Origin of the sequence: Endozoicomonas montiporae CL-33 (assembly GCF_001583435.1) — a bacterium.
Classification (GTDB): Bacteria; Pseudomonadota; Gammaproteobacteria; order Pseudomonadales; family Endozoicomonadaceae; genus Endozoicomonas_A; species Endozoicomonas_A montiporae.
Map to the genome: position 1 here is coordinate 137,378 of NZ_CP013251.1, position 17,023 is coordinate 154,400.

Sequence of the window (17,023 nt, forward strand, 5' to 3'; positions counted from 1 at the left end):
GCCTTCTCAAATTGATTATTTACAAAATGGCTTCTGCTGTTTTGACAATGTTTTCAACGGTAAAGCCGAACAATTTGAACAGTTCGCCAGCGGGTGCAGACTCACCAAAGCCCTTCATGCCCACTACCGCACCATCCAGACCCACATACTTGTACCAGTAGTCTTCAATCAGGGCTTCAACGGCAACACGGGCCTTCACTTCGGCAGGCAAAACGTGCTGACGGTATTGGGTATTCTGTTTCTCGAACACTTCAGGAGAAGGCATGGATACAACGCGAACCTTACGACCCTGTGCTGTCAGTTTGGCCGCCGCGTCCACTGCCAGAGAGACTTCGGAACCCGTCGCCAGCAGAATCAGTTCCGGTGTTCCTTCACAGTCCTTGAGGATGTAAGCCCCCCGGGCAATATCCGCCAGCTGTTGTTCATTTCGATCCTGATGCACTAGCCCGGATATTTCATAAACAAGCAGCAACTACCATCCCATCCTCTTAATTTTGGACTTTTCCGCAAGCCTGTTGCTCTGTTAACCATGTGAAAGACATTGCAGCCCATACTTGCTTACAGATTAGACGCTAATCAACGAATCCTGCTATTTCAGGATAACGGAAAGCCCCAGGGCTCTTTCATCTGGTTGCTATGTACCTTGATTGAGTCTTATGAAAGTTGCTACCCCGGTCGAAGTATCGGCATCTGGTAAAAGACTTCTGTCACATGCTGCAAAAGCCTCTTGAATGGGCAGCTACGCGGCAGATGAAGTTTAATTCGGTCTTTATATTCAACCACTTTGACTGCAACTTTACAGAGCTTCATGATCACCGTTGATGGCTGCGCTTTTTCCAGCTCCGTACCTTTCAAAGTCTTGGTTCTTAACTCATAGTGCAAAACATAAGCGGCACAGGCATAAAACATTCTCAAATGGTTAGCCAAAAAGCCCTGATCGGACAATCTGTCGCCGGACAGATCACTTTTCAGATGTTTGATGAAGTTCTCATCCTGTCCTCTTGGACAGTAAAGCTCTTCATAAATTACCTCTGGAGAAGCTTCCTTCATCGACGTCACAATGAAACGAGGGTTGTCGCCTTTTTGGTTGACCTCCGCCTTGTAAATTATCCGGGTATCGATACCTTTCCAGCTCTTGGCCTGGTATTCTGCTTCCCCGTAAAGTCTGAGCCGATCAGGTTCTGGCATGTTGTTCAGTCTTGCCAGCTCAGTCTTGACCTTCAGAGCTTGACGCGCTTCATCCAACAACTCTTTGGCTTTTGGCCGCAAAGCCGTTTTGTGGCCTGCACCTTTGCCCAGGACATAATCCGAATGAGGGGCATTCTGAACCACCCACATTAACTCTGGTTGAGCGAAGTGGCTGTCTCCCCGAACCAGTAGATGGGTTTTCGGCCACTTTTTCCGAAGCAGCCGAATGACCCGTTCGAGAATGGCTGCATTTTCCTTGCCCGTTGGGGTTTTCCCCGGACGAAGAATCGCCGTAATCAGCTTGCCGCTGAGTCCCTCAAAAATCATCAGGGGCAAGTAGCAGTAGTCCTGATATTTGGCATTAAACAGGTTCATCTGCTGGCCACCATGAGTAATGGCCGGTGTATGATCAAGATCGATAACGATCACCGGAGGTGGCAGCTTGTAACTGCTGATAAAGTGATGCACAAATGCTTCAGCCATCCTGTAAATGTCGGAGCGGGTCATAGATTGTCCCAGCCGGGTAAAAGTGGGCGCTGATGCGAGATGGTTATCGCTGTCCAACGGATTGCGACCAGTGGCCAGTTTGAACATAGGGTCTTTACGCAAACGGTTACTGTCGTTGGCATCTTCATAGCCGCAGGCCATTTGCAGAACCCGCTGAACCAGAAGTTCTTTCAGGGAGTGGTCGATATAGGATTGATGGCGTCTGTCATTGATGGCATCAGTCATTTTGCAGATAAGACCGCTCTGCAGAATGGTTTCCCGTAGCAGCAGAGTGCCAAAGTCAGAAGATAACTCCCCACCATTGAAGTCTGCCCGGATGGTTTTTCCATTTGAGGGATGAAAACGAAGCTGTTCTTGTGTAGATTTGGGCATGGCAAGTTCCGGTTTGCTTCTTCCGAAGCTTTCTTTTGGTCGACCCAATTATATCAAGTGATTGGGCGGAACTTGCCTCCTTTTATGAAATATTCGGGCTAGGTTCTGGCGGGACAGAATCAGTGCAGTAGGCGCTGTGTCGGTCTCAAGTGCTGATTTCCATGCGACAGCCGTTTCAACCGTGTCACAGGGACGCCAGGTCACCATGTTCGGTGTCATACGCAAGTTGGCAACCTGCTCCACAGGCTGGTGGGTCGGGCCGTCTTCACCCAGACCAATGGAGTCGTGGGTATAGACGTGAATGGTGCGCTGTTTCATCAGGGCGGACATACGCAGGGCGTTGCGGGCGTATTCCATAAACATCAGGAAGGTGCCGCCATAAGGCACAAAGCCACCGTGCAGGGCAATGCCGTTCATGATGGCACTCATACCAAACTCGCGCACACCGTAGTTCAGGTAGTTACCCGAAGCCTCTTCTCTGGAAATAGACTGACAATCTTTCCAGAAGGTCAGATTTGATGGTGCGAGATCCGCAGAGCCACCCAACAGTTCCGGCAGTTCCGGGCCAAACCGGTTGAGTGCATTCTGGGAAGCCTTGCGACTGGCAATCACCTCGCCCTTTTCCTGACAGGCTTTGATATAGGCATCGGCTTTTTCAGAAAAATCGTCTGGCAGTTCGCCTTGCATACGACGTTGGTATTCTTCAGCCAGTTGTGGGTATTCGGCGCGGTAAGCATCGAACGTCTGCTGCCATTCATGTTGCAGGGCGGTGCCTTTTTCAATGCCGTTCCAGACGCTGTAAATGGTTTCAGGCACTTCAAAAGCTTCGCCTTTCCAACCCAGACGCTCTTTGGTCAGACGAATTTCTTCGGCACCCAAAGGCGCACCGTGGCAGTCTTCCTTACCTTCTTTATTAGGAGAACCAAAACCGATAATGGTTTTGCAGCAGATCAGCGTCGGCTTTTCCGTTTCTGCCTGAGCGGCTTCAATGGCCGCTCGAATCTGTTCCGGGTCGTGGCCGTCTACCGCACGTAATACCTGCCAGCCATAGGCTTCAAAACGCTGGGCAGTGTCGTCGGTAAACCAGCCTTCCACTTCACCGTCAATGGAAATACCGTTGTCGTCGTAGAACGCAATGAGCTTACCCAGTCCCAGTGTTCCCGCCAGCGAACAGACTTCGTGGGAAACACCTTCCATCATGCAGCCGTCACCCAGAAAGGCGTAAGTGTGGTGATCGACAATGGCATGCTGGTCACGATTAAACTGGGCTGCCAGTGTCTTTTCCGCAATCGCCATACCTACCGCGTTGGCAATGCCCTGCCCCAGTGGCCCAGTGGTGGTTTCAATACCGGGTGCATAACCGTATTCCGGGTGCCCCGGTGTTTTGGAGTGCAGTTGCCGAAATCCTTTCAGATCATCGATAGACAGGTCGTAGCCGGTCAGGTGCAGCAGCGAGTACAGCAGCATGGAGCCATGACCGTTGGACAGCACAAAACGGTCACGGTTGGTCCAGTCCGGATTGGCGGGGTTATGTACCAGAAACTCACGCCATAATACTTCGGCGATATCTGCCATCCCCATTGGGGCACCCGGATGTCCGGAATTGGCTTTCTGTACAGCATCCATACTCAATGCACGGATGGCGTTAGCTCGTTCCCTGGCGGTTGTCTTTGTCATCTCTTACTCCAGAATCTTATAATCAGGCGGCTGTCGTGCAGTCAGCGCCGGTAACGTACTTTTCAATCAGGCTGGCAATGCTGTCGTCGTCATTGCTGCCAATAAACTCATCTGCAACCGATTTCAGAGTTTCGCTGCAGTTGCCCATGGCTACACCCAGACCAGCCATGCGAACCATGCTGATATCATTGTCGTTGTCGCCGACAGCAATAATATTTTCACGCTCAATGCCCCATCGTTCTGCCAGTCTCAGCAAAGTGCTGCCTTTGGTATTGCCACTGTTGGCAATATCAATCCGGTCTACCCAGGAACGCTCACAACTGACGTCAGTCATCGTCTGAATATGCTGGTAGGCAGAAAGGAACTGTTCCTGATCAGTGTGTGATAAGACGAACTTATGAATAGTGCTGGCCGATTCCATAACGGCCAGGGCATCATCAATCTGCTTTATATTGGGTCTTACGATTTCAGGTTGTGCCTTTGCCCAGTTGGACAGCCTTTCCATATGCGGATTCAGCACTTCATAGGTCATGGCATCCTCGACATACATCAGAATGTGCATATCCCGATCACGGGCGATTTTGATAATCCGGCGTGCCTGATCTTTTGACAGCGGGTTGCTATAAACAGGCTCTGGCTGACTGAAATCCATGATGTACGCGCCATTGCAGCAGATAGCAGGCGTATCCAGTCCCAGTTCATAATGGTAAGGGCGAACCGCGACATGATGGCGACCGGTTGCCAGTACCACTTTTGCTCCGTGTGCCCGGGCTTCCCTGATTGCTTGTTTTGAGCTTTCCAGAATAGTGCCTTTGCTGTTGAGCAAGGTGCCGTCCAGATCAAAAGCAATTAATTTTTTGCTACCCATCGTCATTCCTGAATGCTTGATTGGGAAAACCATTTTCAATCACGAGTATTAAGAATGGCTTTCAGAACGGTGAAATAAAAAGGCAGCCATGAATGACTGCCTTGTTCAAAGTTAACCTTCCAGCTGGGCAACAAAGTCGGTGAGGTACTTCACCGCTTCAAACTCATCCGCACCGTCTGCATGAATCTGAATCACGTCGTCTTTGCAGATGCCAGCGCCCATCAGCTTCATCAGACTTTTACCACTGACTTTTTTCTCGCCTTTCTGCACCGTGATATCGCTTTCAAACTGCTTGCAGGCTCTGACGAAGTTCTTGCCGGGACGGGTGTGCAGGCCGTTTTCGTTGACGATGGTGACTTCTACTGTTTGCATGGTCTTACTTCCTGAATTCTGGTCTTGAATACTTTCTTTATTACTTCTGGCTTTACTACTTCTGACCGTAATAAGCGTTCGCGCCGTGTTTGCGCAGGTAATGCTTGTCCAGCAGGGTGCTGTCGATATCAGACAATCTTGGATTAATGGTGATGGAGCGAAATGCCATCTTGGCCACTTCTTCCATGACGACTGCATTGTGAACCGAGTCCATAGCATTCTTGCCCCAGGCAAAAGGCCCGTGCTGGAACACAATGATGCCCGGAATCGACATCGGGTCCTGATCGGCAATGGTCTCAATGATCACATTGCCGGTTTCCACTTCATATTCGCCCTGGATTTCGTCTTCCGTCAGTGCACGGGTGCAGGGAATCTCGCCGTAAAAATAGTCGGCATGTGTCGTTCCCAGTGCCGGAACCGCACAACCTGCCTGAGCCCAGGAGGTAATGTAGGATGAGTGGGTATGAACAACTCCCCCGATCTGTTCATACGCTTTATAAACCTAAATTCATCACTTGAGAATCCCGACTAAACTGTAACCCCATCTGCGAAGAGGGATACAGATGATTTTTCCACCAAAATCTGTTCACCCAAAAGGTGAACTTAAAGAACTCAGCAAAAAGTGCTCAACGACCTCTCTTGAAGTGGACACGTTTGAGGGAAAAATCCATGTTGAGTGGGAACCTGGCGCATCAGTCACACCAATGGGGCAGTTACCCTTTTTTATTCAGTTTTTAAAAACAGGTTGTAGATTTGAACCATGGGTTGAAGATTGCCCTTTAACTTACAAAAGCAATAACGCACCTGAAAAAGTTAATGTAATAGGTTCCCTTTTTCTCTCAATACTCTCAGGTCACAAACGTTATGCTCATATTGGAACGTTAACCGGGGATGGAGTGAATCCCAAATTACTGGGTATGACAAAGGTAGTCAGTGATGATTCTGCTCGTCGGGGTTTACTCAAAATAGATGAGAAAGAAGGTGTTGAATGGATGCAGCATCATTTGCAGGAATGCTATGAACCCTTATTAAAGTTACCATGGATATTAGATGTCGACGTTACGATAAAAACCATTTACGGAAGTCAGGAAGGAGCAGAAACAGGTTATAACCCTCATAAGAAAGGGCGTCCTTCACATACTTATCATTCTTACATGATGGCTAATTTAAAGCTGGTTCTTGATGTTGAAGTTCAGCCCGGTGATAAAGGAAACAGTAAGCATTCATTGCCCGGTTTAATAAATCTATTAAACCGTCTACCAAAAGAGTGTTGGCCTGAATTTGTTCGAGGTGATTGTGACTGGGGCAGTGACAGAGTGATGTCAGAACTCGAACAAGCAAATTGTGGTTATCTATTCAAAGTAAAGAAGACAGCCAACGTCAAAAAGTCCATATACCATGCGCACTGTAGCGGGGGATGGGTTCGCTACAACAGATATTGGGAAGGCAAGGAGTCAGAATTAAAACTAGGTGGTTGGGAGAAATCAAGACGAATCATTATTGTTCGAAGAAGATTATCAGGTGATTCTCTGTTGCTGGAGAAAGAGAATAATAAGAAGCAAAAAGAAATCGCTTTTATCTCAGACCCTGAAAACATCAAACTCTTTGAGTACTCAGTATTAGTGACCAGTCTTGATAATGACGTTGTATCCATCATAGATCATTACAGAGACAGAGCTGACTGTGAAAATAATTTTGATGAAATCAAAAATCACTGGGGATGGGGAGGTTACACAACCAAGGATATAAAGCGATGTCGTATTCTATCAAGGATGGTTGCACTGGCATATAACTGGTGGACTTTGTTTGTAAGACTGAGCAATCCTGATTCGCATAAAGAAGCAATAACCAGCAGGCCATTATTGATGAGTGCTATTGGCAAGTTAACAGAGAGTGGGCGTAAGAAAAAAATAACGATTACCAGTCAGCATAATTTGATAAAAAAGATCCAAACAATGCAGGAAGATCTCTGTGTATTTTTTGATGCCATTAAGAAGACTGCAGCGCAGTTGACTCCAATTGATATCTGGTGCCGAATATTAACGAGGGCTGTGTCGAAATTTTTAACAAAAGGTGAAATTATTACGCCTGTCCAGCTTATTAACTCAAGTTAAGCGAAAGCAAGGTTTAGCAGGATAGTAGCTGGCATTGCTCTCTTAGAGCGCGGTGGGTAATCGCTCAACTGCTGAATTTAGGTTCAATGGTGAAGCAGTCGTCAAAACCGCGAGGGTGCTGATATTCCATACGACCCAGGTCGGTCGGGTAGGTGTATTTGCCGCCTACCTGCCAGAAGAACGGAGCAAACTGATATTGCAGACGGTCTTTCTTCATTTCCCACAGAACCTTGATTTCACGCGGGTCGTTCTGGAAGTTTGCCCAGATGTCGTGATGGAAAGGCATCACCACCTTGGTCTTCAGGGATTCGCCCATGCGCAGGATATCGGAAGCAGTCATCTTGTCGGTGATACCGCGCGGGTTTTCGCCGAAGGAACCCAGGGCAACGTCAATCTGGTGTTCGTTACCGTGCTTGGCGTAGTAGTTGGAGTAGTGGGAATCACCGCTGTGGTACAGGTTGCCGCCCGGGGTCTTGATCAGGTAGTTCACTGCACGCTTGTCCATGCCGTCAGGCAGCTGGTTTTTGGCTTCAACGCCTACGGGCAGTGTGATCAGGGCTGTACGGTCGAAAGATTCCAGGGCTACAATTTCCATGTCGCCTACTTTCACGGTGTCACCGGGCTTAACTGTAATGCAACGCTCGGCTGGAACGCCCCACTCTGTCCACATTTTCACACAGGCTTCAGGGCCAATGAAGGGAACCGAGTCGTCGCAGTTTTGCAGAACAGCAGCAGCTACGTTGATATCAATGTGGTCGTTGTGATCGTGGGTGGACAGAATGGCATCCACTTCCTTAATGGCGAATGGGTCCATTACGAAAGGAGAGGTGCGCAGGTTAGCCCGGATATTTCATAAACAAGCAGCAACTACCATCCCATCCTCTTAATTTTGGACTTTTCCGCAAGCCTGTTGCTCTGTTAACCATGTGAAAGACATTGCAGCCCATACTTGCTTACAGATTAGACGCTAATCAACGAATCCTGCTATTTCAGGATAACGGAAAGCCCCAAAGCTCTTTCATCTGGTTGCTATGTACCTTGATTGAGTATTATGAAAGTTGCTACCCCGGTCGAAGTATCGGCATCTGGTAAAAGACTTCTGTCACATGCTGCAAAAGCCTCTTGAATGGGCAGCTACGTGGCAGATGAAGTTTAATTCGGTCTTTATATTCAACCACTTTGACTGCAACTTTACAGAGCTTCATGATCACCGTTGATGGCTGCGCTTTTTCCAGCTCCGTACCTTTCAAAGTCTTGGTTCTTAACTCATAGTGCAAAACATAAGCGGCACAGGCATAAAACATTCTCAAATGGTTAGCCAAAAAGCCCTGATCGGACAATCTGTCGCCGGACAGATCACTTTTCAGATGTTTGATGAAGTTCTCATCCTGTCCTCTTGGACAGTAAAGCTCTTCATAAATTACCTCTGGAGAAGCTTCCTTCATCGACGTCACAATGAAACGAGGGTTGTCGCCTTTTTGGTTGACCTCCGCCTTGTAAATTATCCGGGTATCGAGACCTTTCCAGCTCTTGGCCTGGTATTCTGCTTCCCCGTAAAGTCTGAGCCGATCAGGTTCTGGCATGTTGTTCAGTCTTGCCAGCTCAGTCTTGACCTTCAGAGCTTGACGCGCTTCATCCAACAACTCTTTGGCTTTTGGCCGCAAAGCCGTTTTGTGGCCTGCACCTTTGCCCAAGACATAATCCGAATGAGGGGCATTCTGAACCACCCACATTAACTCTGGTTGAGCGAAGTGGCTGTCTCCCCGAACCAGTAGATGGGTTTTCGGCCACTTTTTCCGAAGCAGCCGAATGACCCGTTCGAGAATAGCTGCATTTTCCTTGCCCGTTGGGGTTTTCCCCGGACGAAGAATCGCCGTAATCAGCTTGCCGCTGAGTCCCTCAAAAATCATCAGGGGCAAGTAGCAGTAGTCCTGATATTTGGCATTAAACAGGTTCATCTGCTGGCCACCATGAGTAATGGCCGGTGTATGATCAAGATCGATAACGATCACCGGAGGTGGCAGCTTGTAACTGCTGATAAAGTGATGCACAAATGCTTCAGCCATCCTGTAAATGTCGGAGCGGGTCATAGATTGTCCCAGCCGGGTAAAAGTGGGCGCTGATGCGAGATGGTTATCGCTGTCCAACGGATTGCGACCAGTGGCCAGTTTGAACATAGGGTCTTTACGCAAACGGTTACTGTCGTTGGCATCTTCATAGCCGCAGGCCATTTGCAGAACCCGCTGAACCAGAAGTTCTTTCAGGGAGTGGTCGATATAGGATTGATGGCGTCTGTCATTGATGGCATCAGTCATTTTGCAGATAAGACCGCTCTGCAGAATGGTTTCCCGTAGCAGCAGAGTGCCAAAGTCAGAAGATAACTCCCCACCATTGAAGTCTGCCCGGATGGTTTTTCCATTTGAGGGATGAAAACGAAGCTGTTCTTGTGTAGATTTGGGCATGGCAAGTTCCGGTTTGCTTCTTCCGAAGCTTTCTTTTGGTCGACCCAATTATATCAAGTGATTGGGCGGAACTTGCCTCCTTTTATGAAATATTCGGGTTAGGCTGCAGCTTCTCAACACCCGCCATGCGCTGCATCTGGTGTTGCTTTTTCATCAGAGGATTGCCGTGGGTGCGCTTGCCGGTACCACACCAGAAATCAACACAGATGTTGGTGCTACCTTCAGACTTTACCCAGATGCCGGTGCAGCCCAGCCACCACATGGCGAACGTGCCGGGCTGAACCTGTTCCTGTTCAATCTCTTCATTCAGCCAGGTTCCCCACTCGGGGAAAGTGTTTAGGATCCAGGACTCTCTGGTAATATCGCTGACACGGTTCATCAATCAATCCTCTACTTCTAACTGGTCAAGCAGTGTTCTGCTCTGTTGTGAGCTGTTGTGATTTGCTAATCACTGTAATGACCTAAGTTGATTATTTAAAGTGATCTAAGTCAATTGTTTTCATTTGTAATCATTAAGATTGACATGAATCATCAAAAACTTGCATGGAAAAATAGAAAAACAGGCATATAAGTAACAAAAAAGTTTAATAAAATCAGATAGATATATGAATTTGTCAGATAGGGATTGAAAAAGATGCATCCAGCAAGGATTTCTAATCATTTACAATCATAAAAATGATCATATAATCATTTATGTAATCATGGCGGCAGACAGGTAAGAACCTATATGAGCCTTGAAGAACGAGGCCGTGAATAACAATGGTGCAACGATATGAACGAACAGCTCAGGCACTCGGAAATACTGAGTTACTTGAAAGAAATGGGGCAGATCAGTGTGCAGGAGCTGGTCAGCCAGTTTTCAATTTCTCCTGCAACAGCCCGACGGGACATCAATAAATTAAACGACCTTGGGCGTTTGCATAAGGTTCGTAACGGGGCTGTTAATCTGGAGAATACACCGGAAACAGCTCAACCGGTGCCTGCACCGGTTTATCAGCTGATGAGTCCACCGGCTGACGCCGTTCATAATCCCGTAGAAAAAAACCGCATTGCAGAAGTGGCTGCCAGTCTCTGCAAAGAGGGAGAAAGTGTCATCATCAACTGTGGCACAACCGCCTTTATAATGGGCGCGAAACTGGCCGGGCGTGATGTGCAGGTTATTACCAACTACCTGCCACTGGCAAACCACCTGATCATTGAAAAGCATGAGAAGGTCATCATCCTGGGTGGTCAGTATTATGCAGGTTCAAGCAGTACCATGACGCCGTTTGAAGGTGATGCCCAGCTTTATTCAGCACATTACATGTTTACCAGTGGTGCCGGTCTTACTGATCAGGGGCTGACCAAGGTCGACCCCATGACAGTGATGGTTGAGCAGAGAATGCTGAAACAGGCCGACAAGCTGGTGGTGCTGGTTGACAGCAGCAAACTGGGAGTAAGGAGTGGCTTGCTGTTTTGTCGCGCCAGCGAGATAGATATTCTGATTACCGGACGGGAAGCTGATCCGGACATTCTGAAAGCCCTCGAACAAAAAGGGATAGAGATTGTATTAGCGTAGGTTGGGGAGCCTGCGTTTTGAAACAGTAAAACAACCGGAGTAATTGTATGAAAAGCCAGTTGGATCAACTCAGGAAGCTCACCAAAGTAGTGGCAGATACGGGAGATATTGAGGCTATTCGCCAGTATCAACCGGTTGATGCCACCACCAACCCGTCTCTTATTCTCAAGGCCGCAGCACTGCCGGACTATCAGCCGTTGCTGAAAGAGAGCATTGAATGGGCACAGGCTCAGGGTGAAGAGGATATTGCTGCCCTTGCCTGTGACTGGCTGACTGTCAATATTGGCAAGGCCATTCTGGATGTTGTGCCCGGGCTGGTGTCAACCGAAGTGGATGCACGATTGTCTTTTGATACCGAAGCCACTGTTAAGAAAGCTCAGAAAATAATTGAGCTTTATCGCTCTATCGGTGTGGATACAGATCGCGTCCTGATCAAAATTGCTTCTACCTGGGAAGGAATTCGTGCCGCCGAAACTCTGGAACAGCAGGGAATCCGGTGTAATCTGACGCTATTGTTTTCTTTTGCACAGGCTAAAGCGTGTGCAGATGCCGGCGTTTACCTGATCTCGCCTTTTGTCGGTCGGATAATGGACTGGTATAAAGCCAGTCAAGGCGTGGAACGTTTTGCACCGGAAGAAGATCCTGGTGTTCTTTCAGTGAGTAAGATCTACAACTATTACAAACAGAATGGCTTCAAGACGGTTGTGATGGGTGCCAGCTTCAGAAATATTGATGAAATACGACAGCTGGCAGGTTGTGACTGCCTGACCATTGCTCCGCCATTGCTGGACGAATTAAGTAATAGCAAAGAGCCTCTTGCTCATAAACTACAGAAGCCGTTTGAAATATCTGACAGACAGCCTGAAGCTATCACTGAATCCGTATTCCGCTGGGAGCACAATGAAGATGCCATGGCGACAGAAAAGCTGGCAGAAGGCATACGACTGTTTGCCAAAGATCAGCAGAAGCTGGAAGGCTTGTTGAGTAGTTACCTATAAGTAGTTACTTGAAATAAGTCGATGGTCGATTGATCATCAGAAAGCCTAACCATTCAGGGTTTTAGTTATAAACCCTGAATGGTGTAATCAGTGACTTCAATAGCCGATGCACTCCCTGATTAAGATGACAGCCTGAGACTCATCGTCGCCTGAAATGCGTAGCGTGACGTTTTCATCCATCTTCATGGTACTGATCAGTTTTCTGCCTGACTGAATATCAACGACATTGTTGTTCGCTTCAAACATTACTTTACTGTCGAAAAGGCTGCAGACCTTCATTAGTTTGTGGTACCGGCTTGTAATGTTCCTGGCGGTTCCCGGGTTAATCGTTATGGTCTTCATAATTCTGCGAGAAAGCTGTTCGCTTTCTTTCCCCCTGTATAAATGATGCATGACCTGTGCAGGCACAGATCCGCCGTTGGTCAGACGTGTTGCTGTTATGGTTCTTGGCTGCTTGCCGCAGGTAATCCCGTTACGGCGTCAGGCATTAGAGATCTGTTTCTTGTTGTAAAAGTAGGATCATATGATCTGGTTGTGTTCATATGATTGACGATTTTGGTGTACGTTATTTTGATCTGCGTCAATTATTTCATATGAAACTGAAGCAGAAGGTGTTCATACGATCTTGTGCTGAACATAATGATGCCGCTCAGCAAACAATGAGGAAAAAATGGAGTCTATTGATTGCGCAGAATGTGACACGGAGCTACTGACCAGAGTTTCTATTCTTTACTATCAGGAAGGCTGGACTCAGGATCACATTGCCAGAGAGCATAAAATATCAAGGATTAAAGTCGGTCGCCTGCTGAAAAAAGCCAGGGATCATGGCATTGTCGAGATCAATATCAGGCATCACCCCGTTTACAGCACCAATCTTGAGCATCAACTGCAAAAAGCGTTCGGCTTAAAGACGGCACTGGTTGCCATTGACCAGTCATCGGAAGAAGAACAAAGAAATCAGGTGGCCCGAGTGGTGCTGAAGTACCTGTCGGACACGTTAAGGGATGGTGATGTCGTTGCTGTTGGTCAGGGACGGAATATTGCCGCTATCGCCGAGACCAGTACATTTGTTCACCCCCGTAACGTTCGTTTCGTGTCGGCTATTGGCGGTACGCATCCGGCGGGTGACGAGATCAATGCCGATCATATTTGTCGTAAGCTGGCCAAACGTTTTAACGGGGTATCCGAAACTCTCTATGCCCCGGCTTATGTTGGCTCTCCGGAACTGGTCGAACAGCTGATGCAGAACGATACCGTTAAGCAGACGCTGGATCGTGCACGCAAAGCCGATATCGGCATTGTAGGTATCGGGGATCTCAATGAAAACAACCATACGGTGAAGTTGGACTGGTTTTCCCCACAGGAGCTTGCCAAGGTACGACGTGAGCAAGGTGCCGTGGGCGATATGATGGGTTACGATTTTTTCCGGCTGGATGGGCAGTACGTTGAATCCGATATAAAAGGCAGAATCATAGGGCTGACGACGTCTGAACTAAAACAAATGCCGGAAGTGATTGGCATTGCCAGCGAAAGCTCGAAAGTGCTGGCTACCTTTGGCGCGCTTCAGACCGGGAGTATCAGTATACTCGCCACCACCGTTAATAATGCGCTTGCCTTACTCAGTCTGGCTGAAAAACATTTGTAGCCAACAGCTTTGGCATTGGGCCGTTTAAAACGGCTTTTGTGGAAGAAAGGTCGCTGGTAAACCGTTGTTGCTGTAAGGGGAGGTTGAAGCATCATCGTCCGGATTGATGGGCTGCTCTGGACGGCCTGTACTGTTTGGTTGGCCATTGCTGGAAGAAAAAGCTGAAGCAGCGCCGCCCGGGTAAGAGTCTTGTCCTGAGCCGACCGTAGTGGACTGGCGATGCTGAGAATTAGACAGTAGTGGGTTTTGGCCTGGCCTAGTGAAGCGGTGCCAAACATGGCGGTTTTCGTTTTCTAATCGTTGATAACTCAGGATCAGCGTTGGCTCAGAGCGTTCATAGTCATTAAGATCCTGCCCATCTTCAACAGATTCCGCTTTAGTCTGGTTTGGGTCGGCACTGATACGGTATACACTATGACGGCCGGTTGTTTCAGATGGAGGAAGAATCAACATGATAGGCCTGCGCAGGTAGCAGGCAAGTGATTTAAGAAAAAGACGTATAGAGTTTACGATTTCGCTCTCTGCTCCACGATAATGATCTCGAAAAGAGCGAAGATGACTGATCATTTGATTGACCGTCACAGTTCTCGGATCTATTCCGTTTTGATTAAGAGCAGTCAATAAATGCTGTATATCGGGGTTGTTTACGTTGTTTACGTTGTTTAGCAATTCATGTAAAAAAGCATTGGCAGAGACTTGAGTGGACTCTTCTTCAGAAGAAACAGTATTTTCTTCTCTGGCAAGTGATGAGAGCAGGTCAAACAAATTACCAAAAGTTTCATACTGAAATTTCAGACTTTGTGCAAGCGACTTTGTTGCGTTGTCTGCATACTCGCGCCCGGGATCAAGAGGGTTATTGGCATTGTCCAGTTCCATCATCAGCATAGATAACAGGCTGAGCGGTGCTGCATTGTAATGGGGCAAATTGGGCTGGTTGTTTGCGTGCAAGTTCTCGAGCATGGAAGAAATTACGCTACAGTCAGAAAGCCATTGCTGGTACAGCGCTGAATCAGTGCTTACCTGTTGTAGTGGACTTAGTGGGCCGGGAGCGCTCGCTCCTTCAGTTTCAGACGGGTTGATCAGAATTGGATTAATCAGTCTTTGCAGTTGTTGGTTAAGCGCTTGCATTCTCTCCAGAGAAGACAATTCATGTTGCTCTTGATTTTCAAGGATAAATTTCTGCCGTTCATATTCAAAGTAAAGAATAAAAAAAAGATTGTATGTTAACCAGAGATGTTGCTCACTGCCACTATCCAAGTTTGCCATGTAGGCTTCCAACTTTTCGATATAGTTGTCGGGAAAAAATGTCATAAGGTGGTCAAGCAAATCACGCTCACCCATAAATTCAGCTGCCAGAACAGCCCAGATAAATGAAAAAATAGCATCAGGATTGTTCTCAAAGTCGAAGGTACAATGTGACAATTTGTCTTTCAGGGGGCCTTCATGCTCCTTAAATCGAGCCTTGATAGTGTAAAGAAATGATGTGGTAGAAATGTTTTTATTTTTATAACTCCCTGCTTCTTTAGATAGTGATGTTATAGTGTCAAGTATTGATGGATTGGAAAAAGATCCCAACAGGAAAAACAATGGTGATCCTGTCTGCATTAAAGCGGGAAACTGGCTGACCAGGTTTATCCATAATTGCAAATGTTTTGACGTTAAGATCGCAGTTATGCTATCGCCAAAGAGTTTATCTTTTAGCTCCTGGGCAGGGTTTGGGTTTGGAGATGGATTTTGTGTTTCTTGATTGGAACCTAGGGGATTTATTATTATCAAACTTGCGTCTAATACATCAAACATACTCTGTTCAAGTTCCTTCTTCAGGTAACGTGCAGGTTCTTCAGGTTTTTGATAATCGTTATGTTCCCCCTTGAGGAATTTTTCGCAATGTAAGTTGATCATTTCTGCTTTCTCCATAGTCCCCTCAAAGTTGGCATTATTTTCAACAGATTTTTGATCATATTGTCTATCAGCTTTACCAGTAGCTATGTTATCTTTTACTGTTTTCTTGATGTTTAACTTTTCTCTTTGTATTTCTTTTCTTAAAATATCGAACGATTTCGGAAATTCAGTTGGAGTCTGTTGTTCAGGCTGCTCTGGTAATAAAGTTAGCATTGCAAATTCTGTGCTTTGTGTATCAGAATATTCTGAATTGGTTGCACCAGAATGTGGTTTTTTCTTTTTCTTTTTCTTTTTCTTTTTCTTTTTTTCCGTTTTTTCCGTTTCTTCCGTTTCTTCCTCATACTCTTTCGGGTTATCTTGAACTTCGTTGACATAAGTTGGTGTTGTCTGGGGTGTCTGGGGTGTCTGGGGTGTCTGGGGTGATTGTACAATCATCTCCGGGTCCGTTTGAGTACCCATATGATGTTCAGGAGGCAAGGTTTGACTTTCTGCATGAGCATGACGCTGGCTCGAATTAGTTTGTGTCTCCCGAGTGATCTGTTCAGGTTTGGGGGGTAATGCCTTCTGTGGCTGGCTTGCCTTGATTTTTTTAGCCAGCTCTTCATTTGTCGTAGCCAGCTTTTCATTTGTCGTAGCCAGCTCTTCATTTTTCTTAGCCAGCTCTTCATTTTCCGTAGCCAGCGCATTCGTCTCGCCCGTCTTTTTTTCCAGTTGTGCAGTGGTTTTTTGCAGTTCCTCCTTCAGTTGATCAATTGTGTTCTGTTGGCTCGAAACTTGCTTTTGTTGTTTTTGTAACTGACCGGAAAGATGATTATTTTCAGCTTGTAATGTTCGATTTTCACGGGTTGGTTTAGAGTTTGTTCCGGAAGATTGATCATACCAATAGTTTCGCTGTGGTATGAATTGGTGTGAAACAGAGTTGGCGGTGGAGGGCTTGGAAAAATGCCCTTGGCCGCCAGGTGCCACCAAACCAGTAACTGGTAACATCGGGTAATAATAAGTAGCTTGAGGCGCCACGAAAGGAGTCGCCGGAAGTGTCGGCGGAGTGTTTGGCCAGTAGGTATACTGAAGGGGGGTATTAGAGTATCGATGTAAACGTGGAAGAAAATAGCGCAGGCCATCAATTTCCAGACTGTATTGTTGTTGGTGATGCTGACCATGTGCTGCTATCTCTATGTCCAACCCATGAGCATTGCCCGAATTATCCCTAACAATGAGCCTTGCACGTTGCCCCCAAGTGTGAATGAAACAATCAGACGGCAGTTGCAGCATATTATTGTTGACTGATATACCAAAGTTGCTTGTAAGGTATTGCAGACTATAGGCGTTAAGGTATGAACACGAGAAATATGCTGAAAAA

The 17,023-nt window shown here is 47.0% G+C and carries 14 protein-coding genes and 1 pseudogene; 4 read left to right on the top strand and 11 right to left on the bottom strand.

Annotation, left to right across the window (positions count from 1 at the left end):
• Positions 1–19: 19 nt before the first annotated feature.
• The 6 genes and pseudogenes from EZMO1_RS00645 to EZMO1_RS25170 form a co-directional block, all read right to left on the bottom strand.
• Entirely contained in the window at positions 20–472 is a 453-nt protein-coding gene (locus tag EZMO1_RS00645; protein ID WP_061509240.1) for a transketolase-like TK C-terminal-containing protein, read from the bottom strand.
• Between the two features lie 194 nt (positions 473–666).
• The gene (locus EZMO1_RS00650) at positions 667–2,067 is read right to left on the bottom strand and encodes an IS1380 family transposase (protein ID WP_061509757.1); all 1,401 of its coding nucleotides are present in this window, start codon (positions 2,065–2,067) and stop codon (positions 667–669) included.
• 99 nt (positions 2,068–2,166) lie between these two features.
• A pseudogene (tkt, locus tag EZMO1_RS00655) lies at positions 2,167–3,744 on the bottom strand (transketolase); the annotation flags it as partial.
• A gap of 22 nt (positions 3,745–3,766) precedes the next feature.
• Positions 3,767–4,612 (bottom strand): pyridoxal phosphatase, encoded by an 846-nt coding sequence (locus EZMO1_RS00660; protein ID WP_034879097.1) that lies wholly within the window; start codon positions 4,610–4,612, stop codon positions 3,767–3,769.
• 111 nt (positions 4,613–4,723) lie between these two features.
• On the bottom strand, positions 4,724–4,984 hold the full coding sequence (locus tag EZMO1_RS00665; protein ID WP_034879098.1) for an HPr family phosphocarrier protein: 261 nt from the start codon (positions 4,982–4,984) through the stop codon (positions 4,724–4,726).
• Positions 4,985–5,039: 55 nt separating this feature from the next.
• Positions 5,040–5,465 carry a class II aldolase/adducin family protein gene (locus EZMO1_RS25170; protein WP_082212329.1) on the bottom strand — a complete coding sequence of 142 codons (426 nt, stop codon included), beginning with the start codon at positions 5,463–5,465 and terminating at the stop codon, positions 5,040–5,042.
• A gap of 82 nt (positions 5,466–5,547) precedes the next feature.
• Here EZMO1_RS25170 and EZMO1_RS25175 point away from each other — a divergent pair, with 82 nt between their 5' ends.
• The gene (locus tag EZMO1_RS25175; RefSeq protein ID WP_082211531.1) at positions 5,548–7,098 is read left to right on the top strand and encodes a transposase; all 1,551 of its coding nucleotides are present in this window, start codon (positions 5,548–5,550) and stop codon (positions 7,096–7,098) included.
• A 64-nt stretch (positions 7,099–7,162) separates the two neighbouring features.
• On the opposite strand, the gene ulaG is transcribed toward EZMO1_RS25175, so the two are convergent.
• The 3 genes from ulaG to EZMO1_RS00690 form a co-directional block, all read right to left on the bottom strand.
• Positions 7,163–7,912 (bottom strand): L-ascorbate 6-phosphate lactonase, encoded by a 750-nt coding sequence (ulaG, locus tag EZMO1_RS00680; protein ID WP_086936368.1) that lies wholly within the window; start codon positions 7,910–7,912, stop codon positions 7,163–7,165.
• 247 nt (positions 7,913–8,159) lie between these two features.
• Positions 8,160–9,560: an IS1380 family transposase gene (locus tag EZMO1_RS00685; protein ID WP_034873155.1), complete on the bottom strand. Its 1,401-nt coding sequence runs from the start codon at positions 9,558–9,560 to the stop codon at positions 8,160–8,162.
• Positions 9,561–9,642: 82 nt separating this feature from the next.
• Entirely contained in the window at positions 9,643–9,939 is a 297-nt protein-coding gene (locus EZMO1_RS00690) for an MBL fold metallo-hydrolase (RefSeq protein ID WP_201772234.1), read from the bottom strand.
• 393 nt (positions 9,940–10,332) lie between these two features.
• On the opposite strand from EZMO1_RS00690, the gene ulaR reads away from it, so the two are divergent.
• Positions 10,333–11,118 (top strand): HTH-type transcriptional regulator UlaR, encoded by a 786-nt coding sequence (gene ulaR / locus EZMO1_RS00695; RefSeq protein ID WP_034879099.1) that lies wholly within the window; start codon positions 10,333–10,335, stop codon positions 11,116–11,118.
• A gap of 47 nt (positions 11,119–11,165) precedes the next feature.
• On the top strand, positions 11,166–12,116 hold the full coding sequence (tal, locus tag EZMO1_RS00700) for a transaldolase (RefSeq protein WP_034879100.1): 951 nt from the start codon (positions 11,166–11,168) through the stop codon (positions 12,114–12,116).
• 96 nt (positions 12,117–12,212) lie between these two features.
• Here the strand turns inward: tal and EZMO1_RS00705 are convergent, their stop codons facing one another.
• A complete protein-coding gene (locus EZMO1_RS00705) occupies positions 12,213–12,458 on the bottom strand; it encodes an HPr family phosphocarrier protein (protein WP_034879101.1) in 246 nt (81 codons plus the stop codon).
• Positions 12,459–12,786: 328 nt separating this feature from the next.
• On the opposite strand from EZMO1_RS00705, the gene EZMO1_RS00710 reads away from it, so the two are divergent.
• Complete coding sequence (locus EZMO1_RS00710) at positions 12,787–13,761, top strand: sugar-binding transcriptional regulator (RefSeq protein WP_034879103.1); 975 nt, start codon at positions 12,787–12,789, stop codon at positions 13,759–13,761.
• Between the two features lie 24 nt (positions 13,762–13,785).
• Here the strand turns inward: EZMO1_RS00710 and EZMO1_RS26435 are convergent, their stop codons facing one another.
• Positions 13,786–16,935 (bottom strand): coiled-coil domain-containing protein, encoded by a 3,150-nt coding sequence (locus EZMO1_RS26435; RefSeq protein ID WP_222842169.1) that lies wholly within the window; start codon positions 16,933–16,935, stop codon positions 13,786–13,788.
• Positions 16,936–17,023: the final 88 nt, after the last annotated feature.

What these genes read in the sequence shown, in the direction of transcription:
- EZMO1_RS00650 (WP_061509757.1), bottom strand. Translation starts at nt 2,067, where the DNA reads ATGCCCAAATCTACACAAGAACAGCTTCGTTTTCATCCCTCAAATGGA.
- EZMO1_RS00660 (WP_034879097.1), bottom strand. Translation starts at nt 4,612, where the DNA reads ATGGGTAGCAAAAAATTAATTGCTTTTGATCTGGACGGCACCTTGCTC.
- EZMO1_RS00665 (WP_034879098.1), bottom strand. Translation starts at nt 4,984, where the DNA reads ATGCAAACAGTAGAAGTCACCATCGTCAACGAAAACGGCCTGCACACC.
- EZMO1_RS25175 (WP_082211531.1), top strand. Translation starts at nt 5,548, where the DNA reads ATGATTTTTCCACCAAAATCTGTTCACCCAAAAGGTGAACTTAAAGAA.
- ulaG (WP_086936368.1), bottom strand. Translation starts at nt 7,912, where the DNA reads ATGGACCCATTCGCCATTAAGGAAGTGGATGCCATTCTGTCCACCCAC.
- EZMO1_RS00685 (WP_034873155.1), bottom strand. Translation starts at nt 9,560, where the DNA reads ATGCCCAAATCTACACAAGAACAGCTTCGTTTTCATCCCTCAAATGGA.
- EZMO1_RS00690 (WP_201772234.1), bottom strand. Translation starts at nt 9,939, where the DNA reads ATGAACCGTGTCAGCGATATTACCAGAGAGTCCTGGATCCTAAACACT.
- ulaR (WP_034879099.1), top strand. Translation starts at nt 10,333, where the DNA reads ATGAACGAACAGCTCAGGCACTCGGAAATACTGAGTTACTTGAAAGAA.
- tal (WP_034879100.1), top strand. Translation starts at nt 11,166, where the DNA reads ATGAAAAGCCAGTTGGATCAACTCAGGAAGCTCACCAAAGTAGTGGCA.
- EZMO1_RS00705 (WP_034879101.1), bottom strand. Translation starts at nt 12,458, where the DNA reads ATGAAGACCATAACGATTAACCCGGGAACCGCCAGGAACATTACAAGC.
- EZMO1_RS00710 (WP_034879103.1), top strand. Translation starts at nt 12,787, where the DNA reads ATGGAGTCTATTGATTGCGCAGAATGTGACACGGAGCTACTGACCAGA.
- EZMO1_RS26435 (WP_222842169.1), bottom strand. Translation starts at nt 16,935, where the DNA reads ATGCTGCAACTGCCGTCTGATTGTTTCATTCACACTTGGGGGCAACGT.